The sequence below is a fragment of the Flavobacterium sp. N1736 genome (assembly GCF_025947065.1).
In the GTDB taxonomy this organism is placed as follows: Bacteria; Bacteroidota; Bacteroidia; order Flavobacteriales; family Flavobacteriaceae; genus Flavobacterium.
This window is the reverse complement of sequence record NZ_CP109994.1, coordinates 1,133,750-1,157,253: the sequence shown is the minus strand read 5'-3', so window position 1 is coordinate 1,157,253 and position 23,504 is coordinate 1,133,750. Positions and strand designations below refer to the sequence as shown.

Sequence of the window (23,504 nt, the reverse complement as noted above, 5' to 3'; positions counted from 1 at the left end):
TCAATAGAATTCTCTTTATCTGTACTAAATTATGCAATTTCTTCAAATCCTGCATAAATAGTTTGCAAATTGTATGTCAGAAGTCTGTTAACCAAAAAGCCCATTTCTTACGAAACGGGCTTTCTTTTATGCTTTTTAAATATGAAATTCTAGTTAAAAATAATATCCAATATTACATTGTAAACGGGCATGCCATTTATTATCAAATTCATTATATAAACTTGCCTGACTTCCGCCTAAAAACGGATGATTATATCCCGCAACATATTCTACATAAGTATATATTCCGTCTAATATTCTGATCAATACCCCATTTGTAAGCATATGAGTTGCATTTAGGTTATATTTTTTTCCTAAATATCCATATTCACTGTAAAATGCGATTTCATTTAATGATTTACCTTTAAACGGAATACTGTATTTTGCTGATAAGGCATAAACATCTGCTTTTGAAACTACTTGATACGTATAACCAAAAGATGCCATATCTACATATTCTGAATTCTTGCCTTTAGGATTAAATTGATATTTATAAACTTCTGCTTTTATTCCTAAGTTTTTATAATCCATGTGGTAATGCAGTGCGAATGCATTTCGGCTTCCCATTTTGTTTTCTTCAAAATTATACAATTGTCCAAATTGTCCGGAAGCTCCAATTTTATGCGAAAAATGAGTTGTTTTCAGCTTATACACCAGCTGTCCAGAGACTTGATTGATCTCTTTATTATCTCCCACAACACTTGCAGACCATTGATTTTGCCTTAATGCAGGATCGTTTGTAAAACTTTCCATAGCATTTTTCATAAAAGCAGCCTGCCAATCCCAGGTTTTTCCTTTATGATGATATTTTGTTCCCATACTGTATTTTCCTTCGAATCCCAGTGCATAGCCAATCCCCAGAAACCAGCTGTATGAATTGTAGTCTAAGTTCCCAAAAGGATCTTGTATTAAACCTACCTGAATATCATCTCCATTATCAAAATCATAACCTATCCAGCCTTCCTTTGGCATTGTACCTCCGGATGAAGCCGGCATAAATCGCATATCAGCCATTACTTTGAACTTTTTGTACGATGCATTTACGACAAGACCAAACAAGTCAAATCCAAACTCACCGCCTTCTTTTTTTCTTGTTTCATTATAAAATTCATCTTTATAATGCACTCTAAAAGCTCCGTTTATTGTAAACTGTGGTTTTTCAGAATCTATAACCAAAGTATCCGCCTTGACATCAATATCTGCTGCTTGAGAATAAACAAAATCACTTATAAAAAGTGTAACAAAAATTAAAAATAACCTATTAGCATAGTACATAATTTTTATATTAATTAAATTATAAAATCCAGATTAATTCAAGCGTCAATTAAGGGCATACAATATGGGAGCATGAAATGTACAATGGTACACTATGCCTTATTTTGTTGACAAAATTGATTTATGCCTGAGGAAAAGAATAGCTTTCTAATCTGACAATAGAAAGCTATTTTTAAATATTGGAAAGAAAATCGAAGCTTTATTCTGCTTCTAAACTCTGCATTTCTTTTAATGCATTTTCTAAAAGTAGCGGTAACTTATGATACACTTTATCATTGATTCGTTTATACTTTTTATGCGTTTCTAAATTTGGGAGAAACTCATCTTTTTCTTTTACCATCTTTTTGACTGCGGTTTCAAAATCAGGATAACATCCTGTTGCCACAGCCGCACAAATAGCAGCGCCCAAAGCAGCTGAACCGCTCATTTCATTTCGAACAACAGGAGTTCCGCTTATGTCTGCAAAAATTTGCATGAATAAATCACTATTTGCCCCGCCTCCTGATATAATTATTTTTTCAGGATTATGACCCAGTGTTTTATTCATTAGCTGATAATGATTATTCAATGTCAATGCGATTCCTTCTAAAATAGCGCGATAAATATGCCCACGTCCTTGTTGACCATTAAAGCCAATCATGACACCTTTTCTATAAGATTGATAAGCTGGTGCAAGCCAATCCGGAACGATCATCAAACCATCAGATCCTACGGGAACTTTCAAAGCTTCTTCTTCTAAAATTTGTTCCGGTGAAACTCCTTTTGCTTTTGCTTTGCTGTTTAATTCTTCGCCAATAAGATCTCTAAACCATGAAATTAACCACATTCCTCGTCTTACTCCACCACTTTCGAATAAATAACGATTAGGAATACAGGATAAGTTGGTGAAATAATTATCATGAGCCGGTCTGTTTTCAGTACCTACAACCATAGAGGTGATATAGGTTCCTAAAGAAAATAATCCTCTTGATGAATCTATTAATCCTGCTCCTAAAGCTTCTACTGCTTTATCATTTGCTGTAGCGACTACAGGTAATCCTTCCGGCAAACCGGTTTGTTCAGCAGCAGCTTTGGTTACTGTTCCTAAAACAGTTCCGGGCATTTGCAGTTTTAGTAATTTCTCATTTGGAATTTTGAAACTATCCAAAACAGCTTTATCCTCAGACCAATTCCAGGTTTCCATATCTACAGGAAATTGCCATTGAAAAGCATTTGCAGCCGTATCTTTTAATTCTCCGGTAAGACGATGCGTAATATATCCTGTTGTAGGACATGTATAAGCTATTTCTTCTGAATCTTCAAAAGTTTCATAAGCTCTCACATCCATCCAGCTCATAACCGGGGCAGCCAGATTTCCGTCTTTTTTCATGAATACTCTACAACAACGAATCGTACAAAGACCAACGCCTTTTATCAGGTTTACATCGCCTTTAAAGTTTTTCATTAACCGAATGAGGGCAACTTTTATACTATCCCACAAATCATCATCAGGATGCTCTACATATCCGGTTTTCCTGAATAACATAGGTTTAAGAGGCTCAATTTCAGAATGTATTATCTCACCTTTTGAGTTGATAATATATACTTTGGTGCTTTGAGACCCGTTATCGATTGAAATAAAATATTGTTCTTTCATAACAATTCCTTTTATCTTGTTAAGAATCCGCCATCAACAGCCAGAATATGTCCGTTTACGAAATGAGAAGCCTGACTTGCCAAGAATACGGTTGTTCCCATTAAATCGGCAACATCTCCCCAACGACCTTCCGGCGTATGATCGACAATCCATTTATTACGTTCCGGATTTTCTATTGATGCCTGAGCCACTTTTGTTTTAAAATAACCGGGAGCAATTCCGTTAACCTGCACGTTGTATTGTGCTAATTCATCACAATATGCTTTTGTTAAGCCAGCCAATCCGTGTTTTGTAGCTGCATAAGCCGGAGACCATTGTCCGCCAAGGAATGAAAACAGAGAACAAATATTAATAATTTTTCCGCTTTTTTGAGGAATGAAAAACTTGGTAACTTCTGCCGACATTTCAAAAGCAGCTGTTAAATTGATGCTTACCATCGGATCCCATTCTTTTCTTCCAAAATTCAGGACATCAGCAATTAAGCAAATTCCCGCGCAGTTCACCAGAATATCTACTGATCCTAATTTTGCTACACATTCTTCTACGATTTTTTTTGGAATTCCGTCTTTGGTAATATCAGCTTGCATATACACCGCTTTTCCGCCTTCGTTTTCTATCAATTTATTGAAATCAGCGTCATCCGGCATAATACTTGGCATAAAAACATTAGCGCCTGCTTTTGCTAAAGCCAAAGAAAAAGCTTGTCCTAATCCTGTATTTCCACCTGTTACAATGGCGTTTTTCCCTTTAAGAGAAAAATATCCCATGTTAAAATTTTTAATTTCCATTTTTATATCTTTTTATATTGTTATTGTCCGTTGTGGGCGCAATTAATTTCAACACTTAGAAACATAGGTTTCCCACATAGCTATGTTTGTTAATGCAAGTAAAACGCCTTTACTCATATCCATAAACTATGTTTCTATGTGTTAAATAATATTTTACCAATTACATCCAACGGTTGTTTTAATTTATTTTTTCTGAGTCTGATGTTTAAAAATAGTAACGAAACAAATTGCTGCTATTCCCAGAATTGCACTTATTATAAAATAAGCATTGTATCCTCCTTCGGGACCAAATTTGTTAAAAACCACTGTACTGAAATACGGGATAAAAATGTCTGGCAAGTATCCCAAAAGGGAAATAAATCCTACCGCTGTACCCATTATTTTATTGTCTATTCTACTGTCTCCCAATAATGACCAATACGTACCACGAATCGCATAAACAAACGTTCCGCCAAGTATTATTAAAATATAGTAAACATTAAAATTTGTTGTTGCTGCCGGAAGAAATGCAACTGCAAACAATGTAAGAACGGCTCCCAATAAAGAGAAAACCAATGTGATGCTCTTACCAAATTTATCTGCCAGATATCCTCCTAAAATTCCGCCTATAGGTCTCATCCATAGCACAATTACCATAATGGTATTTACTGTAACGGGAGTGATTTTAAGATTTTTTTCCATAAAACCTCCATAATAATACACTACCCAGGTTACTGCATAAGAACAAAAGATAATAGCTCCCATCAAATACACAAACTTGTTTTTGATAACGGAATTGACATCTTTAAAATCAAAACCTTTTTCTTCTTCGTGACCACTATTTATTGCTGCTAATTCATTTTTATCTGATTTAGCTACTTCTTTTTCTACAAACAAGGCAATAAGAATTCCAACAACAAGTAATACAGACGAATACATGTAAATTACATATTGTAATGCCTCGGTTTTATTTGTGAGCGTTTCTCCTTTTTCTAAAACATGAGAGAAAATAAACAAAGCCACACTTGCTAAAATAGCTTCGATAACGCCTCTGCCTCCATCAAGAAACCCAAAGAAACGCCCCTCTTCTTGCGGAGTAGACAATAGCTTGACCAGCTTCATGTGTGCTCCCCAGAAAGTAAATACCGAAAACACGCCCCACAAACAGAATATACCTATAATTGAAGAATATTCAGGAATTTGAGCAAACCAAAATCCTCCGACTGCTGTACCTAACAAGGAAAAAACCAACAGGTATTTTGCAGAAAATTTATCACTTAATATACCACTTGGGAAATATCCTAATATGAATATAAAACCCAGTACGGTATAAATAATATTAAGATCATCCAAACCAATTTTGAAAACAGATAAAATGGTTTCCTGATAATTTGTCCTTAAATAAATCAGTGGATAAATTGCCCCGGCAGCCAGCACTATGAGGATAAATTGAATATACCTTTTCATACGCTTAGTTTTTAAAATGAATTATTTTTGATATTTTTCACCTTCAACCTGAGGGAAAATGGTTCCGAAATTCATGATTCCGTTAGGATCAAAAGCTTCTTTTAATTTCTCAAGCATGTAATATGCGCTTCCATGTTCTTCTTTTGTCCATTCATTTCTATACTTGCCAATACCGTGATGATGACACATAGAACCGCCAAGTTTTAAGGTTTCTTCAACAATTATAGTTTGTATTGGATGGTGATAAAGACGCATTTCATCTTGTGGCTCGCAATTGATATTGTAGTTGTATACAAAATACATATTGGTTCCGTTGATATAACTATGAGAAGAGTGCCCGCCAAGCATCGTAATATCTTTACTTCTTGGAAATTCTTTTCGAATTCTCTCGATTACATTGTAGTAAATCTTGGTAACGTTTTCCCAATCGGCAGATATTTCGGTTGTAAAACCATCATGAGAATTTTTGGTCACCATGTCTTTAATTTCATCTTCAATTCTTTGCTGTGTCCAGTTAAGATGATTAAACCAGCCTTCGATTAATTTAGAATCTACTTTTTCATTGATCCCTTCTTTATACTTTTCTACAGCTTCTTCTATTCCGGCAGCAGTTGCTTTTACCATATTTTGGTTTCCTTCTGCCATGAAAATTAAAATACACTGCCCTTTATGAAAATGGCTAAAATGCTGCGCCGCATCTTCTTCTGAATATACTCTGGCTACAGAAGGTCGGTATCCGTTTGCCATTACTTCTCTTAAAACCTGAATTCCTGTATCGACATCTTTAAGTAAGTATCCAAAAAAGCGATTGTTTTCAGGGAAATATCTAAATAATTTTACTGTAACTTCTGTGATATAACATAAAGTGCCTTCGTTACCAATAACAATATGTCTTATATCTGGTCCTCCTGCTCTTCTTGGTACATTTTTAATACGAGAAATATGCCCGTCAGGAAAAACACATTCCAGTCCTACAACCATATCTTCTATTCCTCCGTATAAAGTGGAGAATTGTCCAATACTACGGGTAGAAACCAAACCTCCCATTTGTGCAACAGGTTTAGATTGAGGAGAATGCCCCATTGTTAAACCATGCTTTCTAACTTCATCTTCAAGCTCTTGTAAAACAACACCCGATTGAGCGGTAACCTGCAGATTATAAGGATCTATTTTTATAATCTTCTTTAGATTTTTTCCATCAACAATCAAAGTCTGCTCTTTCCAGTTTTCCAAACCACCTTCTGTCGCAGTTCTTCCACTTCTTGGAATAACGTTAATACTGTTTGCGTTACAATATCTTAGAATTTCAGAAACCTGCTCTGCAGATTCAGGATAAACAATTGCAAGAGGAGCCGGAACATCCAAAACTTTCTTTGCTTTAGCATATTTTTTATATCGGTCTGCTGATGCTTCATATAAATCATCATAATTGATGTTTATTTGATCTTGTTTGAGCATCTTTTCTAAATCATTTAAAATCGTTTTATTTTCTTTCATCTTTTTTAAGTTTTCCTGATTAAAATTCATCTTCATTTTATGTTGTACTTATTCCGTTTTTGTAATACAACTATTACGATATAGCAAACGTAAGAATTATATTTCAAATTGAATAATTATTTTCCATAAATTTTATTTTTAAGAAAAATAATGGAAAATAAATCACACAATGAAACGATTCTAAAATATAAAAACTAAAAAAACACTATAAAATGGGGCGATTTCACAGAAAATGGAGTTTAAAATAGAATAAAAAAGGTATGTATAAGATAAATCTGTTTTGTTTTAAATGGAAAATAAAATAGATTTTAGACACACTTTTATATAAATAGTTTTTAAATGGATGGATAAAAAAGAGAAAAAATGGCGATTTTAAAAGAAATGTAATACTTTTACTAAAAAACAATCAGAACAAATGTATAGCGTCAATAAAGAGCTGCTCAACTCTCTGGAGAAAAATATTTATTCCATTCTAATTCAGGAAATAAAAAGAAACAATACATTATCTATTACGGATGCTGCCTCAATTTGTGATTGTTCGCCTTCTAAAATTTCAAAATTTGTACATAAGCTGGGATTTAAAAACTATAAGGAATATTTAGCTTTTATAAGCGGAAAAACAGCTACTGTAATCACAAATGAAAGCGAGCGCCTGAATAAATTCTTAGAGAATTTTAATTCTGAAATTATTGATGAATTCACCGCCTATATTCAGAAATTTGAAAAAATTATTTTATTTGGTTACGGTCCTTCGTTTATTGCGGGTCAGTATTTTGAATATAAGCTTAGAAATCTACTAGAAATCCCGATATGGGCAGTTGCTCATGAAACATCGATAAACGATTTATTGAGTAAAAATAATCTGGTCATTATTTTTTCTGTCACCGGACAATTCAAATCTTTTAAGGAATTGTACGAGAATGTCATTTCAAAAAATAGCAAAGTCGCTTTTATATTAGAAGAAAACCGTACTGAATTTTTAGAAGCATACGATTACACTATTACGCTAAGCAATTATTTGCAAAATCCGGAATTACTGCCTCACGAAAAAACAAGGACAACTTTTTTCGCTTTTATCGAAGCGGTAATTAAAAAATTAGAAAATTCATTTTTTGAAAATACTAAACAAAAAATATAACCGTGAATTTCTGCTTCAATTTTACTTATCAAATGGATTTTTAAAGAAAAATATACAAAAGAGAAAGTGTCTGAAATTTAGTTTAAAAAATTTCATGCCAAACATAAAAAAAGTTTCATTTCATTACGAAATGGAACTTTTTTTATGCCTTTTTAATTTAGATTTCGATTGCAAAAAAAACTTCTTTCAAATCTAAAATTTATAAGTAGAGCTTCCAGATTCTTAACATTGGTTTATTTAATTTGTTGCTTGTATTACAGTATGTTTTTACTTTTTTATATTTCGTAATTAAACTGTTAAATATTTATTAACAGTATAAAAACAAATTGTTAATAGTTAATTCTTTAACAAAGTAAAACTTAAAAAATTATTCTGTAATCTTGTGATTTCTTACAAAAAATCACAAAATTTAATACTTTTCTAATAAATATGCACAAAACTTCTACTCAAAAATTATTTTTTTTAATTGATTTATTTACAAATTATTATAAAACGTGTGTATTTCTTTTCTTCCTATTTATTTCCTTTCAAGGTTTTTCGCAGGATCAGACTCTTGATTTTCGACCTAATTTGGTATCATATAGTCCAAATACGGCTGCTTTTTTGAAATATGGAGATCAACCTGTAAGTAAATACACAGGTATTCCAGGTATTTCTATTCCTGTTTATACTATTAGCAGCAATAACTTTAATCTGCCTATAAATCTTACTTATCATGCCGGAGGAATCAAAATTGAAGAAGAAGCTTCCTGGACAGGACTAGGCTGGTCTTTAAATTATGGTGGACAAATATCCCGTGTAATCAGAGGGCGGGACGATTTTGAGGTTAAAGGCTTCTTTAGAACTGCTAAACCTTTTAAAGATCCTAATGCTGTCAGCGCACTATCCGCTAATACTCAGGTAATCAATGGTGTATATGTGCCTATGAAAGCTGTAAATGGAACAACCGAAATGTACGTCAAGACAGATGATTCATATTACGGTATTGGACAACCGAATGATTTCGGGAGTCAGATAGGTCCGGATGGAGAGCCTGATATTTTTAATTTTCAAGCAGGTAGTTATTCAGGTAAATTTATTATTGATCGACCAACCGTGGGTGGTGAAATATATTCACTTAAGCTATTAAGTAGTGAAAGTAAATTAAAAGTTACTCTTAACACATCTGATAATACATTCAGTATCATTACACCAGATGGCGTTTTTTATGAGTATGCTGTTAAGGATTTACAACAAAGCATGACTACAGACGGGCCTGAAGTTATTGGAAAAAAGCTATTTGATCAGAGTTATTTTTATTACCCCGCATCAAAAAAGCGCCAGTATACTACTACATGGTATCTTTCAAAAATTGTTCTGACAAATGGGAAAATCATAGAGTTTGGTTATGCCAGCGAAGATGTTGTATCGTTTAGCAGAAATCAGACGATTACTATGGCCGTTAAAAAGCCTGCTGCTGATATTCAGAATGAATCTTTGGGATATTTCACCAATACACCTCCTTTTATTATTACAAAATTTATTACTACACAAAAACTTATCAGTTCTATTAAACTGGGAAGTCTTCTTATAAATTTTACCAAAATAAATGATCGAACCGATATTCGTTGTGACCCACAAACACAGCAGGCCGGCAGATTATCACAAATTGCTATTGGTTATAATGGTGCAATTTTTAAGACCTTGATGTTATGGCAGGATTATTTTGATGCCGGTACCAACAGTGGAGATTTATATAATAAACGCCTAAGGCTGTATCGATTTAGTGAATTTAGTCAGGGACAATTTGAAACACATACTTTTTCTTATAATTCTGAAGTTGATGGTGTTACAACAAACCTACCGGAAAAAGACGCTTTTAGTCAGGATTATTGGGGATATTATAATGGTAAAACCAACAACGTACCATTTTTGGTACCTAACCTAAAGGAGTTTAATTTATACCCAAGTTATGCATCTGATATTGCAACAAAATTTTCAGACAGATCTGTTGATGCAAAATATGCCGCTATTGGGGCCTTATCACAAATTACATATCCAACCGGAGGGATTACCAAATTTGTTTATGAATCTAACGATTTTTCAAATGTGCCTTCAATTACTAGTAGTAATGTCCAGGGACTATCAAATTTAACTGGTCCACCTGTAGGTTATGATACAGCTGATCCAAGTTACCCTTTAAACTATGGAAATATTCAGGGCGGGGGGATACGAATAAAAAAGATTTTTACATATGATTGTAATTCGGACAAGGTAAAAGAAACTCGATATGACTATAGCAATAATGGAATAAGTACCGGAAAACTAATGTTTCAAATGATATTTCATGGAAGCGATGAAGAAAACTATTCGTATACTTATACTCAGGGAGGGCAAGGAGGATTCGTTAATTCAAAAAAATATGTGACAAGAGTTAGTTCAAATAGTACTTACAGTTTGGGCAGCAGCGCACAAGGATCGCCTGTTGGATATTCAAATGTCAAAGAGTTTGTCAATGGGCAGCTTCAGGAAGAAGATTTTTTTGAAAATAAAGTTGAAAAACAACACTCTGGTTTTCACTTTGCCATACAACCCGGATGTGGCACATTCGAACTTCCATGTATGGTATATAATCCGTCAATGCCTTCTTATCAAATAACAGGACCTGACTATTTATATAATCGTTCTCAAAAAAACTTTTCAACATCTAACATACCCAATGTTATCAATTATTCTAACGGGGCTTTGATAAAAAAGGTTATTTACAAAACCATTTCGGGCACTGCATCTCCTATTGCAGAAACTGTGTACGGATATGAAAAAATTGATAAAGGTTATGTTGAAGGTTTAGTTGAAAGACAATATATTCCCGGTGGCGACAATATTTCATGTGCGGCCTACTTTTATAAAGTACCAATGTCGGTAAATTTATTAAAAACACAGATAACTACCAGTTTTGAAGGTGCAGCACAAATAACAGAAACCGTCAACATGAGTTATAATGCAGATAATCAGCTGTCAGCAAAAACAAAAAACAATAGTAAAGGACAGCTATTACAAGAAAAATATTTTTATCCTCAGGATATTGTTTTAACACCTGGTAATTTTCCTGGTCAACCCGCAACAACATATTCGCAAATGACCTTGCAAAATCAGATTGACCAGCCGGTAAAAGTTGAGAATTATACTGGTAGTACTTTAATGAATGCTTTTGAAACAATCTCTCAACAAGTAGGCTCTGTTGCTGTTACTAATGCAGGAATATTTAAGCCTGTTACTACAAAAGAATATAAACAGCAAATGCTGACGAATGAAACGACATACAAATACGATAATCAGGGGAATTTGAAAGAAGCAAAAAGAAACGGTGGTGCACCGGTTGCTTATTTATGGAATTATGAAAAATCGTATCCGGTTGCTGAGGCTAAAAACGCAGACGCAGCAGATATTGCTTACACAAGCTTTGAAACCGATGATGATGGTGGCTGGACAAGAAGTGGCACCATTTTAACTGATGGCGTAACCGGCCTTCGTTCATTAAATGGATCTGTCAATTTTTCAACAAATCCGGCAAAAAGTTATATCGTTTCTGTATGGAGTAAAACAGGTACGTCAATAACAATAAATGGACAAGTACCACAGGTTAAGGCTGTAGCCGGAACATATAGTCAATATGAACTGACAGTATCTGGCTCATCTACCGTAACTGTAGCCGGATTGAATATTGATGAAGTAAGACTGTATCCTACCGGATCATTGATGTCAACTTATACCTTTAAACCTTTTGTTGGAATGATTTCAGAAAACAGTGCCAATAATAATATCAAATACTATGAATACGATTTATGGAACAGACTCTCTATAACAAAGGATAGAGACAAGAACATTCTTAATAAAAATGAATATAGACTGACAGGAGCCCGAAGTGCTTGCAACATTTTTTTGAGCAAAAAAGCAGTGGCATCCGTTTATCCTCAATGTGCGTCTAATGCTTTTGGAATACCTGTTACCATCACAATTCCCGAAGCAGAGCACTATTCTATAGTTTCCCAAGCTGAAGCAGATAGCAAGTCTAATGCCCTTGCCCAATCATTAGGAAGCGGCCAAGGTGTGTGTGTTCCAAAATTGTACTTAAACTACATACAAGAAAATGGAGGCACTTCAATTACTATTGGTTTTACTCCGCCTGAAGGTTCAAATCAATTTGTAGTGAGTTGGAATGATATAACGTATCATCAATATAGTGGACAAACTTCGGTAAGCACAACCTCTCCTGTAATTACTTTGCCTGCAGCAGGTAGAACTTATACAATTAGTGTAACTGCAAAATATGGAGTTTATTCAACATCTGATGGTAGGAATTTCTCTTTAGAATCCTTTGGCAATGTTACAATGAGCCAAAATTTCATTAAAGCCAGTTGCTCATGCCCAGTTGCTTACACAGTGCATGCAGGTACATATACTGCAGATACACAAGCCGCTGCAAATCAAATGGCACAAAATGATATTAATGCTAATGGACAGGCTTATGTGAATAGTCACTAATATAAATAAATAAGAGGTTAAGAGAAATGCGATCTATATAAGGCTTCATTGAAGACTTTTCTCTTCTGCTTAATTTTATTTTATTATGAAAAGACTATAAAATACATACATAAGATATCTAATTTAGGCAGTAAGATTTACAAGAATAAATGCAAATGATTTCTCGAAATCAATACTGCTATAAACAATAACAAAAAAGAATATGAGAAAAATATTAAACCTGTTTTTGGTTTTATTTCCAATTGTAGCCATATGTCAGACTCAAACCGAGAATTACATCAAAAGTGCAATTTATAAAGTTCCTTCCCAAACTGTAATTACGGCACCAACAATTACACAAGCCAATCAAAATGTAACCTATTTTGATGGTCTTGGTCGTCCTTTACAAGAGATTGCCTATTTGCAGTCAGGATCTGGAAAAGATATTGTTAAACCTATTGAATATGATGCCTTCGGTCGTTCGGAAAAAGAATATTTACCGTATGTTTCTGCTTCCGCAGGGTCGCTGAATTATATTAGTACGGCATTGACAGATGTTAAGAATTACACTCAATATGCTGGTCAAAATCCCTTTAACCAAAGATTATTTGAAGCCTCTCCTCTAAACAGACCACTTAAACAAGCAGCACCGGGAAGCCTAAGCGATTGGGCCTTAAATTCAGGACATGAAATAAAATTTGATTATCAATCTAATATCGCAGGAGAAGTAAAATTATACACCGTTATTACAACTTGGGATTCAGATAAAAAAATATACAACACCAGTTTAGGGAACAATGATGGCACTGTTTTTTATGAACCCAACCAATTGTACAAAACGATAAACTACGATGAAAACACAGCCGCAACTCCGAATGAAATAAACGGTTCGACAGTAGAATTTAGAAATAAGCAAAACCAGATAGTTCTGAAAAGGACTTATGAAACCGGTATAAAACACGACACTTATTATGTATATGACGACTTTGGCAATTTAACTTATGTATTGCCTCCCCAAAGCCAGGTTAATCCTAATATCATTACAACCGGGTATAATAATTTTTCTACTTATATTTATCAAAATGTTTTTTCGGGCGCTAGCGGCGGCGGCGGCGTTAATATAGATATTACTAACAATACATTAACAGTAGCCTTTAGTGGAGGTTTTTCTCCATCAATGCTAAGCACTACTCCTCAAGATTTGCCTACAACTCCCTGTATGTTGCCTGATATGTATTTGGGAACTATTTGTACAGGAAACTATAGTGTGGTAATTATTGGCGGTAAACTTAAATTAAATTATATTACTGGTGGAACTGCCACTGGTTTCAATGGTACTTTTTCTTTTCCACTATCAACAAACTGTAGTCCACAAGCCCCTAATGTAATTACTCAAATTCCTGTTGACGATATATCTACAGCAGTTATAAATTCAGCTAATGCCCCGCTTTATTTAACAGCTACCAATTCTATTCGTCTAATTGATGGATTTCATGCACAGGCAGGCAGCACTTTCAGTGCAAAAATTATCTCTGGAAATACTGTATTAGACAATTTATGCTATCAATATAAATATGATGGTGCAAATCGATTGGTTGAGAAAAAATTACCAGGTAAAGACTGGGAATACATTGTTTATGATATCCTTGACAGGCCCGTCTTAACACAAGATGCAAATTTAAGAGCCAAGAAAAAATGGTTGTTCACCAAATACGATGCACTCAACAGACCTGTTTATACAGGTGAATATTTTAATGACAGCCAAATAACCAGAGCCAATGTGCAAAGTTTGGCTAATGGTACTACCCTGTTCGAAACCAGACAAGCTACAGCACAAGCAATTTCAGGAACAAGTGTAAATTATACCAATGTCGCTTTTCCTAATTCAGGAATTGATTTATTTACGATCAATTATTATGATGATTATCTGAATATAAATTTAGAAAATGGTATTGCAGCAAATGCGGTCTCATATGGAGTAACGCCCATTAGTAATGCACAAGGTTTAAATACTTGCTTTAAAATTCGGGTTTTAGAAACTGCTAACTGGATAACAAATGTCATTTACTATGACAATAAATCGAGAACTATTTACAACTATAATAAAAATAATTTTCTCAATATAGAGAGTACCGTAAAAAGTCAGTTTGATTTTACAGGAAAAGTTCTCGAAACAACCAGTACACATCAAAAAGGGACCAATGCAATTCTTACAATAGTTGATACCTTTACATACGATAATACAGGAAGACAACTTACACAACAACAAAAAATAAACACCCAGACTCCTGAAATTATAGTATCCAATTCTTATGATGATTTAGGACAATTAATTACTAAAGGCGTTGGTGGAAAAATTAGCCAATCGCGTTTACAGACTATAGATTTTACCTATAATATTCGTGGCTGGCTAAAAGCTATAAACGATTCAGATACCAATAATGCAAGCATTACAATGGGTGCCGGAGATTTATTTGGTTTTCAGATTAATTATAACAATCCTTCTTCGGGAAAAGCATTATATAATGGAAATATCAGTCAGGTATTCTGGAAAACTGCTAATGAAGATACAAGCTTAAAAAATTATAATTATTCTTATGATAATCTGAATAGATTAGTAGATGCCACTGATAATTTAGGCAAGTTTAGTGAAACCATGAAATATGATAAAAATGGAAATATCACTTATCTCAAACGTATGGGAGAAGTTGTTGGTGATCCTATAGTACCTAATATTAATGTAGCAGCTCATTTTGGTGTTATGGATGACTTAACTTATACTTATGATTCCGGAAATAAACTCATGAAAGTAGCAGATGCAGCTCCAATTGATCAATATGGCTTTAAAGATGATGCCGTAAACCAGACTGCAGATACTGAGAACGACTATAAATACGATAATAACGGAAATATGATTGGCGATACCAATAAAGGCATAACCGATATAACATACAACCACCTAAATTTACCTTCAAAAATAACTTTAAACACAGGTGTTATTGATTATAAATATGATGCCACCGGTGTAAAACAGCAGAAAATAGTAAACGGAATCACTACTGATTATGCAGGAGGTTTTATTTATGAAAATAATAACTTAAAGTTTCTATCACAGCCAGAAGGTTATATCACTAATAATAATGAAACTTATGATTATATTTACCAATATAGAGATCATTTGGAAAATGTTAGATTGAGCTATGGTGATAAAGATAACAATGGAAGTATTTCAATTAATGAAATTATTGAAGAAAATAGTTATTACCCATTTGGTTTAAAACAAAAAGGATATAATAATGGAACAATACTTGGCAAAGGAAATTCGACTGCACAAAAATATAAGTTTCAAGGTCAGGAACGACAAGACGAACTGGGATTGAATTGGGACAATCTAAAGTGGAGAAATTATGACCCGGCTATTGGCAGGTTTATGTCTGTCGATCCCTTGGCTCCCGATTTTCCTCAATGGTCGCCTTATGTATTTAGTGGGAACTTAGTTGTTGTTTCTAAAGAATTAGAAGGAATGGAACCTAAATTTATGATTGATAATGGTAGATTGACCTCAGGAATGGTCTCATTATTAAATGCTGCATATGGCTACTCAATCTCATCTTTAGAAGAAACAAGTTGGGTTTTATGGTCAGATCCAAGAGTTGTTGCCTGGTATAGATTAATGGGTAGTAATATATCAGCAACTACTAAAGGATATGCGGTAGCTCATGACGGAGGCTATAATAATGGCAAAGGCAGTCGAAATGATGATGAATGGTTTGGATTAATCGCTCATGAGCAAAGCCATAGAGAAGATTTTGAAAATCAAGGACCTTCATTTTATATTAAATATGCCATGCAAGGCATTACAGGTTATGAAAATATTGATACAGAAGCAAAAGCTTTTAAAAACGGAAGTGATGATCATGCAATAGATTATGCAGACAAACTACTTGCTTATAAAAAAGGTGAGGTCATGGAAATTTTTAAAAATGGTGGATTGACAAATAATCAAAAAGCTCAATTTTTACAGAGTACAGGAGCAAGATTCAGAAGAGATGTTATTTTGAACGATCGTATTTCTTATGCTAATTCAAGACTCTCAAATATTTCGAAAGAAATAACCAAAGTAAAAATGACGCCAGGTGTTCAAAAATTCTACAATCGATACATTAATTATTATAATAAAATTATACAAGATGCAACAGATGAACAAGATGAAATTACCAAAAAATATGGATATTAAAAAAATAGTTTTTCTCATCATTATATGTTTTCATTTTGGAAGCTGTTTCCAGTTTAATGGAGAAAAAATAGAAATAAACTATAGAGATAAAACGATCCGGGTTTTATCGGATGATTATATAATTGAATCCGTAATGATGAAAAATAATCAAACAAAATATTATGTTTTGGAGTTGAAAGACACAATAAAAGGGAGTCAAATAATTAATTTTAAAGATAAACCTTCAGGCTATAATATTGTTGTAGATAGTTTAGATCACTATTGCTCATTAACGCCAGATGTAGATTCACCTGGATTATGGGTAACAATTATAAAAAAAGGTTTAAAAAGTAAAACGAAAAGAGATAAATTTAAAGAAATACAATATTTCAACTACAACAAACTGCCCTGTGGCTCAACATTAATTGATACAATTTCAGCAAGTAACCCATACAAATAAATGCAGTTACCAAGGAAGGAAAAAATAATTGGAGAATGTATTAATAACATGTTTTTCATTTTTCGAAACCCTGGATATTAGTATCATTATTTATTAAATAAAACCACTTTTAAAGGGATGAGTCCAATACTCATCCCTTTATATTTTTAAGAAACTTCAAATTGAATATACAGCAAACTACACCAAAGAAGTACCGCCATCAATAATTAATGTTTGCCCCGTTCCATATTCCTGTTCTAATAAATACACAAATGTTTTAGCAATATCTTCTGCTTCACCTACACGTTTTAACGGTAATGCATTTCCAATGGTGGTATACATTGCTTCTCTGTCGCTTTGTGACATACCGCCCCAAAGTTCTGTTTTTACAACTCCGGGAGAAACAATATTTACTCGTATTGGCGCAAGTTCCATTGCCATTGCTCTTGTAAAACCTTCCATAGCAGCACAAATACTTGCTCCTAATGCCCATCCTTTATTAGGTCTGTTACTTGCAATACCACTCGTTAAGACAATAGAACCTGTAGATTTGATAAATGGCGCAGCATATTTTACAGCTGTAAAAGCGCCCCAATAACGGATATTAAAATAATTTTTAGCATCTTCTAAAGTAATATCCGCAACATTTGAAAGAATAAGATTTTCTCCGGCTGTAAAAACCAAATGATCAAATGAACCAATTTTTTCAAATAGGTTTTTCACCTGTATTTCATTCGTTACATCAACCGCATATCCAATATTTTCAGCTCCTAATTTTTCCAAAGCTTTATCTATTCGGTTTTGATTACTTGAAACAATGATTACATTGCCGCCTTTTGAAACAACAGATTTTGCCGTAGCCAGACCAATTCCTGAACTTCCGCCAATAATTACTACTTTTTTGCCTTTTAGATTTTCCATTTTTTACTTTTAATGTTTTGACTATTTCGTCGAACAAAAGTAGAAAGCGAGATACCGAAAGGATTTAACAATTGTTAAAAAGCAAATTAGAGCGTATTTTTTTAATTCTGCTTAAAGATTGTTTTGCGATGCCAAGATAAGAGGCAATATCAGTTTGTGAAACTCTCGATGCGATATTGGATTGTCGCACAATAAATTTTTGATAACGTGAAGTAGCATCTTCACCAAGATAAAAATTGCGCAATTCTACTTTATGAAGCAAAGCCTGTTGAAATATAGTATCCAACATTTTTTTAAAATAAGGTAAATCAACATACAAAGAATCTAGTTTATTTCTTTGTAAAACAATTACTTCTGCATGACAAGCTGCCTGAATTCGATCTGTTGAATGGATATTTTCTGTAAAGCTTTTTAAAATAGTACAAAACTGATCTTCACCAAAAAAGAAATGAACAACTTCATTTCCTTTATCAGTAATACTCGCTATTTTTAATACACCTTTGCAAACAAAAAATATTTCGTTTGCAATTTTTCCTTCTTCAAGTAAAACCTCACCTTCTTTTACAGTTCTGTATTCTAAACTTTGTTCAATACTTTTTTTATCTTCCGCAGGTATTTTTTGAAAAAGTTCTAAATAATTAAGAAGCGGTTCAAACGTATTATTACAGTCTTTTTTAAGCATTTTTAGTATTCACTTTACCCTATCAAAGATAGCAGATTTATTACCATTTTGCACTTGGCATCTTTTACGTTAAATTTGCACACGGCAAAACGAGTTAAACAAAGAGCAATTGGAAAAAGTGGAAAATGAAAGAACAAGCTGGGCTATTTGTCCGGAATGTCAGGGACAAGGCAAAAAAAGTCAACGGCTTAGCAAAAAAGTACGGCTTCACTATCAAATCGCGCTTGATCAATTTCAAATAAAGAACGAAGGAACACCTCCCGTTCGTCCTAAAGCGCACTTAAATTCGTGTTTGAAATGTTCAGGATCAGGATTGCTTTCTTCTGATAATCCTCCAATTGCCGATACCGAAAATTACCCGCACGTAGCTATTATTGGTGCCGGAATAGGTGGCGTTGCTCTTGCTGTGGCTTGTTTACACCGCGGAATTCCTTTTACAATTTATGAACGTGACAATAACTTTAACGCCCGATCTCAAGGCTACGGACTTACTTTGCAGCAAGCCAGTAAAGCAATTGAAGGATTGGGGATTTTCTCACTTGAAGAAGGTGTTATCTCAACAAAACATATCGTTCATACTACCGAAGGAAAAGTGATTGGCGAATGGGGAATCAGAAAATGGATGCAGTCTGATTTGAAAACTTCGCCCAGGCGCACAAACATTCATATCGCGCGACAATCTTTGCGTTTAGCTTTGCTGGAACAACTGGGCAGACATGATACTGTACAATGGGGACATCAATTAGTAGATTTTAAGCAATCTGATAATGAAGATATTGATTTACGTTTTGAAGTTAACGGCGAAATTAAAAACGCTAAAGCAGATCTTGTAGTTGGCGCTGATGGAATTCGCAGTTCTGTACGTAAATTATTAATTGGTGAAGATGTTACGCCTTTACGTTATCTCGATTGTATTGTAATATTAGGGATTTGCCCGTTAAATGCTCTCGAAGATGTTAGTAGTTCTTTATTAGATTCAGCGACGGTATTTCAAACTGCAAATGGCAATGAACGAATCTATATCATGCCTTTTACATCAGATTCTGTCATGTGGCAGCTTAGTTTTCCGATGCCTGAAAATGAGGCAAAAATGTTGAGTGCAAAAGGACCTCAGGCACTTAAAGAAGAAGCTTGCCGCAGAACGCAGTGGCACGATCCAATTCCTCAGATATTAGCCGCGACTTTAGAAACTCAGATTTCAGGATATCCTGTATATGACCGCGAATTACTCGAGTCTGATTTGTTGGAGAAAGGCGGGAAAATAACGCTTATCGGCGATGCGGCTCACCCAATGAGTCCGTTTAAAGGGCAAGGTGCAAATCAGGCACTTTTGGATGCGCTTACGCTGGCTCGCGGAATTTCAAAAGGATGCAAACCTTTATCGCAATGGAAAAAAGCCGGATTAAGAGAACGTGTATTAACCGAATTTGAGTCAGAAATGCTAAAACGCAGCGCTGTAAAAGTAAAAGATTCAGCAGAAGCCGCACAGTTTCTACATTCTGAAATTGTTCTTCGTGAAGGCGATGAACCAAGAGGGCGTTATTTAAAGAAAAAAGATTCTGAATAAATTTTGTATTTATCATCTCACTTTATTCCAAAAAAAATCCCTAAACATTACTATATAGGGATTTTTAATTCTTCTAAAACAGCATAATTATATATTCTTGCTTTTAAAAACGGTTAATTTTTCTCTTGTCATTTCGTTTATCGTGTATGAGATTCCACCCATTCCTATTCCCGAAGAATCTCTTCCGCCAAACGGCATCCAATCGACTCTAAACGCCGTATGATCATTAATCATTACAGCCGTAGCATTTAATTTTTTTGCAGTTTCCAAAGCAATATCTATATTTTTTGTAAATACAGCTGCCTGAAAATGAACATCTAAGGCGTTTGCTCTTTTTATGGCTTCTTCCCTATTTGTATAAGAATAAATACATACTACGGGTCCAAAAATTTCATTGGTTGATACTTTAGAATCTTCTGATGGATTGAACAAAACGGTGGGTTCAAAACAAGTTTCTGAAATTCTTTTTCCACCGGTAATTAGTTTAGCGCCTTTTTTAATCGCTTCATTAACCCATTCTTCGACACGAATCAATTCTTTTGGTGTAATAAGTGAACCTACATCTGTTGTTTCATCAAATGGGTTTCCGACAATTAGTTTTTTTGTTGCCTCAGAAAACTCCTCAACAAAACGATCACAAATTTCCTCGTTTACATACACTTTCTGAACCGAAACACAAACCTGACCCGCGTGATAAAAACCTCCTTTTACCAAATCAGGAATCATTTCGCTAAAATCAGCATCACTTTCAACAATTACGGGTGCAGCTCCGCCATGTTCTAAGGCACATCTTGTTCCCGGAGGTAATTTGCTTTTTAAATACCAGCCTACTTTTGCAGATCCAATAAAAGTGAGAAAATTTATTCTTGAATCTGTCACCAGTAATTCTGATGTTTCATTATCACAAAGTACAACCTGAAGCCATCCCGAAGGCAAACCTGCTTCTTTTAAAATATCTGCAAGTGCAAGACCGGATAATGGCGTATTGCTCGACGGTTTAAATACAACCGGACAACCTGCCGCAATAGCTGTAGCAATTTGATGCACAGCCAAATTTAACGGATGATTGAAAGCACTAACAGCGACAACAACACCAATAGGTTCTTTTGAAGTAAACGCAATCCTGTTTAACGAAGCATCTGTAAGTCCCATCGGGATTTGTTCGCCTTTTATTTGTGCGATATGTTCCGCAGCAAGCTTTACTCCTTTTATTGCTCTGAATATTTCTGCTTTTGAATCTTTATACGGTTTTCCGCCTTCGCTTATAGCCAAATGTATTAGTTCTTCGCTCCTGTCATTCATTATTGAAGCTGCTTTTTCGAGTATCTCAATTCTTTTATAAGCCGGAAGCCAATTCGATTGATCGTCAAATAAATTTTGGGCAGTATTTAATATTTTCTCAATATCATTTTTGCTGATTAACGGCAGTTCTTTTACTATACTCTGATCGTATGGGAATATTATTTTTGCAGTCTTTTCCATAATGTTTTTTAATATGTGCTTAAAATCATGTTCTGTATTACTTGTTTTACAGCACTATTTTATGATTTAGTTCTTTAAATTTAATCAAATTATCGATGACTACAATGTATTATTAACACAATATTTGGTTATTTCCGGTCTTATAAATACACTAAAGGTGTCGTTAAAACAATTTCTCTGTTTTCTAATAAAGGAACAATTTTTTGTAAAACTATATCCTGAAAATGAGGCGAATTTCTATGATCTGCGATTGCCGCTTCATTGGTATATCCTTCAAATAATATTAGCGTATTTTCATCTGAATTACTTTGGTGAATTTTATAAAACAGATTTCCCGTTTCTTTTATGCTTTCATCATGTACTGTTTTTAGCAAGTTTAAAACGTTTTCAATCTGACCTTCTTTTACTTTCCATGTTGCAAAAACATGTATTGGATTTTGATTTTCCATGACAATTACTTTTTAGCTTCTAAAACAGCAATCATTTTCTCGGCTACACCTTTTGCGGAAGCAGGATTTTGACCTGTAACCAAATTACCATCTGCAATACTGTGCGCTGACCATACGGCTGCGGCGTGAAATTTTGCGCCTTGTTCTGTTAGTGCAGTTTCGAGCAAGAAAGGCACATCGGCAATAGCGTAGCCTCTTTCTTCTTCGTCTGTAAATGATGTGATGTTTTTACCATTTACCAAATAAGATCCGTTGCTTAATTTTACATTTAATAATGATACAGGACCGTGACAAACAGCTCCAACAACTGCATTTCGTTCGTAGGTTTCTTTAATCACTTTTTTCAAAAGTTCATTTTCCGGCATATCAACCATTGGTGCTAATCCGCCGGGAACAAAAATGGCATCATAATTACTAACATCAACGTTTGATAATTTAACAGCTTTTTGCATAGTTTCCCAACCTTTACCTATTAAAAAAGCAAGATTATCAGGATCATTTGCCAAATTAAGCGCGTCTAAATAAGGTGTATCTCCGGTTAAGCTGGCAAAGTCTATTTGGTAATTGGCTCTGTCAAATTCAGCATAAGGGTGCGCTACTTCAGGAAGAAAATTTCCTGTTCTTCTGTTGTTTGGTCCAATTGTATTGGCATTGGATACAATAATTAAGATTCTCTTTTTCATGGTGATTCATTTTTAAGTGTTGATTTTTTGTTTACTGTAAATTGTATTGGTTAACAATTATTTACAGGACAAATTTATACCAGCACGCCTCCTCAATACGAGGAGCGAAGTCACAAAAAAAGTGTGACGAAAATCACACTTTGAGTATTAGAATGTTTGTTATTTATTGTGAGAGTAAAGCCTGCTTAGGGTTTCGCGGCTAACGCCCAGATATTCGGCAATATATTTCTTGGGAATTTTTTGCATTAGATCCGGATAAAGAGCTGCAAATTCTTTATAACGCTGCTGCGGTTTATTAGAAAGTAACGAAATAATCCTTTGTTGAAGTGCAATGAAACCTTTGGTCAGTTTTATTCTAAAAAAGTGTTCCATTTTATGAAGCGCAACCGAGAGTTGTTCCCTTCCTTCAAGTGTAAGGCACAAAACTTCTCCTGCTTCCATACAAACCACATACATATTTGCCGGTTTTTGGTTGAAATAAGAAATGTAATCAGACATCCACCAATTTTCGGTAGCGAATTGTACGATGTGCTCTTTTCCGTCTTCATCAAGATAAAAAACCCTGAAAATACCGCTCATAATGATGTATTCATATTTTGCATCATCTCCTTGCTGAACTAAATATTGATTTTTTAATACCTTTCTTATCGTGAAAAAGGGTTTAATCGACTCAAACTCTTCATCATTAATAGGTATTATTTCTTCAATATGTTTTCTAAGCTTTTCCATAATCTGTGTTTGCC

At 34.2% G+C, this 23,504-nt stretch carries 16 protein-coding genes; 5 read left to right on the top strand and 11 right to left on the bottom strand.

The window, feature by feature from the left end; translation table 11 throughout:
* Window positions 1-153: 153 nt before the first annotated feature.
* From OLM54_RS05025 to OLM54_RS05005, 5 genes are all read right to left on the bottom strand, one after another.
* The gene (locus tag OLM54_RS05025; protein WP_264537507.1) at window positions 154-1,314 is read right to left on the bottom strand and encodes a hypothetical protein; all 1,161 of its coding nucleotides are present in this window, start codon (window positions 1,312-1,314) and stop codon (window positions 154-156) included.
* 199 nt (window positions 1,315-1,513) lie between these two features.
* The gene (locus OLM54_RS05020) at window positions 1,514-2,950 is read right to left on the bottom strand and encodes an FGGY-family carbohydrate kinase (RefSeq protein ID WP_264537506.1); all 1,437 of its coding nucleotides are present in this window, start codon (window positions 2,948-2,950) and stop codon (window positions 1,514-1,516) included.
* 11 nt (window positions 2,951-2,961) lie between these two features.
* Window positions 2,962-3,738, bottom strand: coding sequence for an SDR family oxidoreductase (locus OLM54_RS05015; RefSeq protein ID WP_264537505.1), 777 nt, complete (start codon window positions 3,736-3,738; stop codon window positions 2,962-2,964).
* A gap of 183 nt (window positions 3,739-3,921) precedes the next feature.
* Entirely contained in the window at window positions 3,922-5,184 is a 1,263-nt protein-coding gene (locus OLM54_RS05010; RefSeq protein ID WP_264537504.1) for an MFS transporter, read from the bottom strand.
* 21 nt (window positions 5,185-5,205) lie between these two features.
* Window positions 5,206-6,681 carry an FAD-binding oxidoreductase gene (locus tag OLM54_RS05005; protein ID WP_264537503.1) on the bottom strand — a complete coding sequence of 492 codons (1,476 nt, stop codon included), beginning with the start codon at window positions 6,679-6,681 and terminating at the stop codon, window positions 5,206-5,208.
* 415 nt (window positions 6,682-7,096) lie between these two features.
* Here OLM54_RS05005 and OLM54_RS05000 point away from each other — a divergent pair, with 415 nt between their 5' ends.
* The 4 genes from OLM54_RS05000 to OLM54_RS04985 all read left to right on the top strand — a co-directional run bounded on the left by OLM54_RS05000 (window position 7,097) and on the right by OLM54_RS04985 (window position 16,998).
* A complete protein-coding gene (locus tag OLM54_RS05000) occupies window positions 7,097-7,819 on the top strand; it encodes a MurR/RpiR family transcriptional regulator (RefSeq protein ID WP_264537502.1) in 723 nt (240 codons plus the stop codon).
* Between the two features lie 570 nt (window positions 7,820-8,389).
* Complete coding sequence (locus OLM54_RS04995; RefSeq protein ID WP_264537501.1) at window positions 8,390-12,343, top strand: DUF5977 domain-containing protein; 3,954 nt, start codon at window positions 8,390-8,392, stop codon at window positions 12,341-12,343.
* Between the two features lie 202 nt (window positions 12,344-12,545).
* Window positions 12,546-16,559, top strand: coding sequence for a DUF6443 domain-containing protein (locus OLM54_RS04990; protein WP_264537500.1), 4,014 nt, complete (start codon window positions 12,546-12,548; stop codon window positions 16,557-16,559).
* Window positions 16,531-16,998: a hypothetical protein gene (locus OLM54_RS04985; RefSeq protein WP_264537499.1), complete on the top strand. Its 468-nt coding sequence runs from the start codon at window positions 16,531-16,533 to the stop codon at window positions 16,996-16,998. Before OLM54_RS04990 ends, OLM54_RS04985 begins: the two co-directional genes overlap by 29 nt.
* A 177-nt stretch (window positions 16,999-17,175) precedes the next feature.
* Here OLM54_RS04985 and OLM54_RS04980 read toward each other — a convergent pair whose 3' ends face one another.
* The gene (locus OLM54_RS04980; protein WP_264537498.1) at window positions 17,176-17,898 is read right to left on the bottom strand and encodes an SDR family oxidoreductase; all 723 of its coding nucleotides are present in this window, start codon (window positions 17,896-17,898) and stop codon (window positions 17,176-17,178) included.
* 64 nt (window positions 17,899-17,962) lie between these two features.
* The gene (locus OLM54_RS04975) at window positions 17,963-18,580 is read right to left on the bottom strand and encodes a Crp/Fnr family transcriptional regulator (RefSeq protein WP_264537497.1); all 618 of its coding nucleotides are present in this window, start codon (window positions 18,578-18,580) and stop codon (window positions 17,963-17,965) included.
* A gap of 109 nt (window positions 18,581-18,689) precedes the next feature.
* Here OLM54_RS04975 and OLM54_RS04970 point away from each other — a divergent pair, with 109 nt between their 5' ends.
* The gene (locus tag OLM54_RS04970; RefSeq protein WP_264537496.1) at window positions 18,690-20,147 is read left to right on the top strand and encodes an FAD-dependent oxidoreductase; all 1,458 of its coding nucleotides are present in this window, start codon (window positions 18,690-18,692) and stop codon (window positions 20,145-20,147) included.
* Window positions 20,148-20,234: 87 nt separating this feature from the next.
* On the opposite strand, the gene OLM54_RS04965 is transcribed toward OLM54_RS04970, so the two are convergent.
* The 4 genes from OLM54_RS04965 to OLM54_RS04950 all read right to left on the bottom strand — a co-directional run bounded on the left by OLM54_RS04965 (window position 20,235) and on the right by OLM54_RS04950 (window position 23,490).
* Window positions 20,235-21,629: an aldehyde dehydrogenase family protein gene (locus tag OLM54_RS04965; protein WP_264537495.1), complete on the bottom strand. Its 1,395-nt coding sequence runs from the start codon at window positions 21,627-21,629 to the stop codon at window positions 20,235-20,237.
* A gap of 140 nt (window positions 21,630-21,769) precedes the next feature.
* Window positions 21,770-22,078 (bottom strand): putative quinol monooxygenase, encoded by a 309-nt coding sequence (locus OLM54_RS04960; RefSeq protein ID WP_264537494.1) that lies wholly within the window; start codon window positions 22,076-22,078, stop codon window positions 21,770-21,772.
* Window positions 22,079-22,083: 5 nt separating this feature from the next.
* Window positions 22,084-22,761: a type 1 glutamine amidotransferase domain-containing protein gene (locus OLM54_RS04955; RefSeq protein ID WP_264537493.1), complete on the bottom strand. Its 678-nt coding sequence runs from the start codon at window positions 22,759-22,761 to the stop codon at window positions 22,084-22,086.
* 159 nt (window positions 22,762-22,920) lie between these two features.
* A complete protein-coding gene (locus OLM54_RS04950) occupies window positions 22,921-23,490 on the bottom strand; it encodes a Crp/Fnr family transcriptional regulator (RefSeq protein ID WP_264537492.1) in 570 nt (189 codons plus the stop codon).
* Window positions 23,491-23,504 lie beyond the last annotated feature (14 nt).

Coding starts and splice junctions, on each gene's coding strand:
- OLM54_RS04960 (WP_264537494.1), bottom strand. CDS start 22,078: ATGGAAAATCAAAATCCAATACATGTTTTTGCAACATGGAAAGTAAAA.
- OLM54_RS05020 (WP_264537506.1), bottom strand. CDS start 2,950: ATGAAAGAACAATATTTTATTTCAATCGATAACGGGTCTCAAAGCACC.
- OLM54_RS05015 (WP_264537505.1), bottom strand. CDS start 3,738: ATGGAAATTAAAAATTTTAACATGGGATATTTTTCTCTTAAAGGGAAA.
- OLM54_RS05000 (WP_264537502.1), top strand. CDS start 7,097: ATGTATAGCGTCAATAAAGAGCTGCTCAACTCTCTGGAGAAAAATATT.
- OLM54_RS05005 (WP_264537503.1), bottom strand. CDS start 6,681: ATGAAAGAAAATAAAACGATTTTAAATGATTTAGAAAAGATGCTCAAA.
- OLM54_RS04955 (WP_264537493.1), bottom strand. CDS start 22,761: ATGAAAAAGAGAATCTTAATTATTGTATCCAATGCCAATACAATTGGA.
- OLM54_RS04985 (WP_264537499.1), top strand. CDS start 16,531: ATGAAATTACCAAAAAATATGGATATTAAAAAAATAGTTTTTCTCATC.
- OLM54_RS04965 (WP_264537495.1), bottom strand. CDS start 21,629: ATGGAAAAGACTGCAAAAATAATATTCCCATACGATCAGAGTATAGTA.
- OLM54_RS04990 (WP_264537500.1), top strand. CDS start 12,546: ATGAGAAAAATATTAAACCTGTTTTTGGTTTTATTTCCAATTGTAGCC.
- OLM54_RS05010 (WP_264537504.1), bottom strand. CDS start 5,184: ATGAAAAGGTATATTCAATTTATCCTCATAGTGCTGGCTGCCGGGGCA.
- OLM54_RS05025 (WP_264537507.1), bottom strand. CDS start 1,314: ATGTACTATGCTAATAGGTTATTTTTAATTTTTGTTACACTTTTTATA.
- OLM54_RS04975 (WP_264537497.1), bottom strand. CDS start 18,580: ATGCTTAAAAAAGACTGTAATAATACGTTTGAACCGCTTCTTAATTAT.
- OLM54_RS04950 (WP_264537492.1), bottom strand. CDS start 23,490: ATGGAAAAGCTTAGAAAACATATTGAAGAAATAATACCTATTAATGAT.
- OLM54_RS04980 (WP_264537498.1), bottom strand. CDS start 17,898: ATGGAAAATCTAAAAGGCAAAAAAGTAGTAATTATTGGCGGAAGTTCA.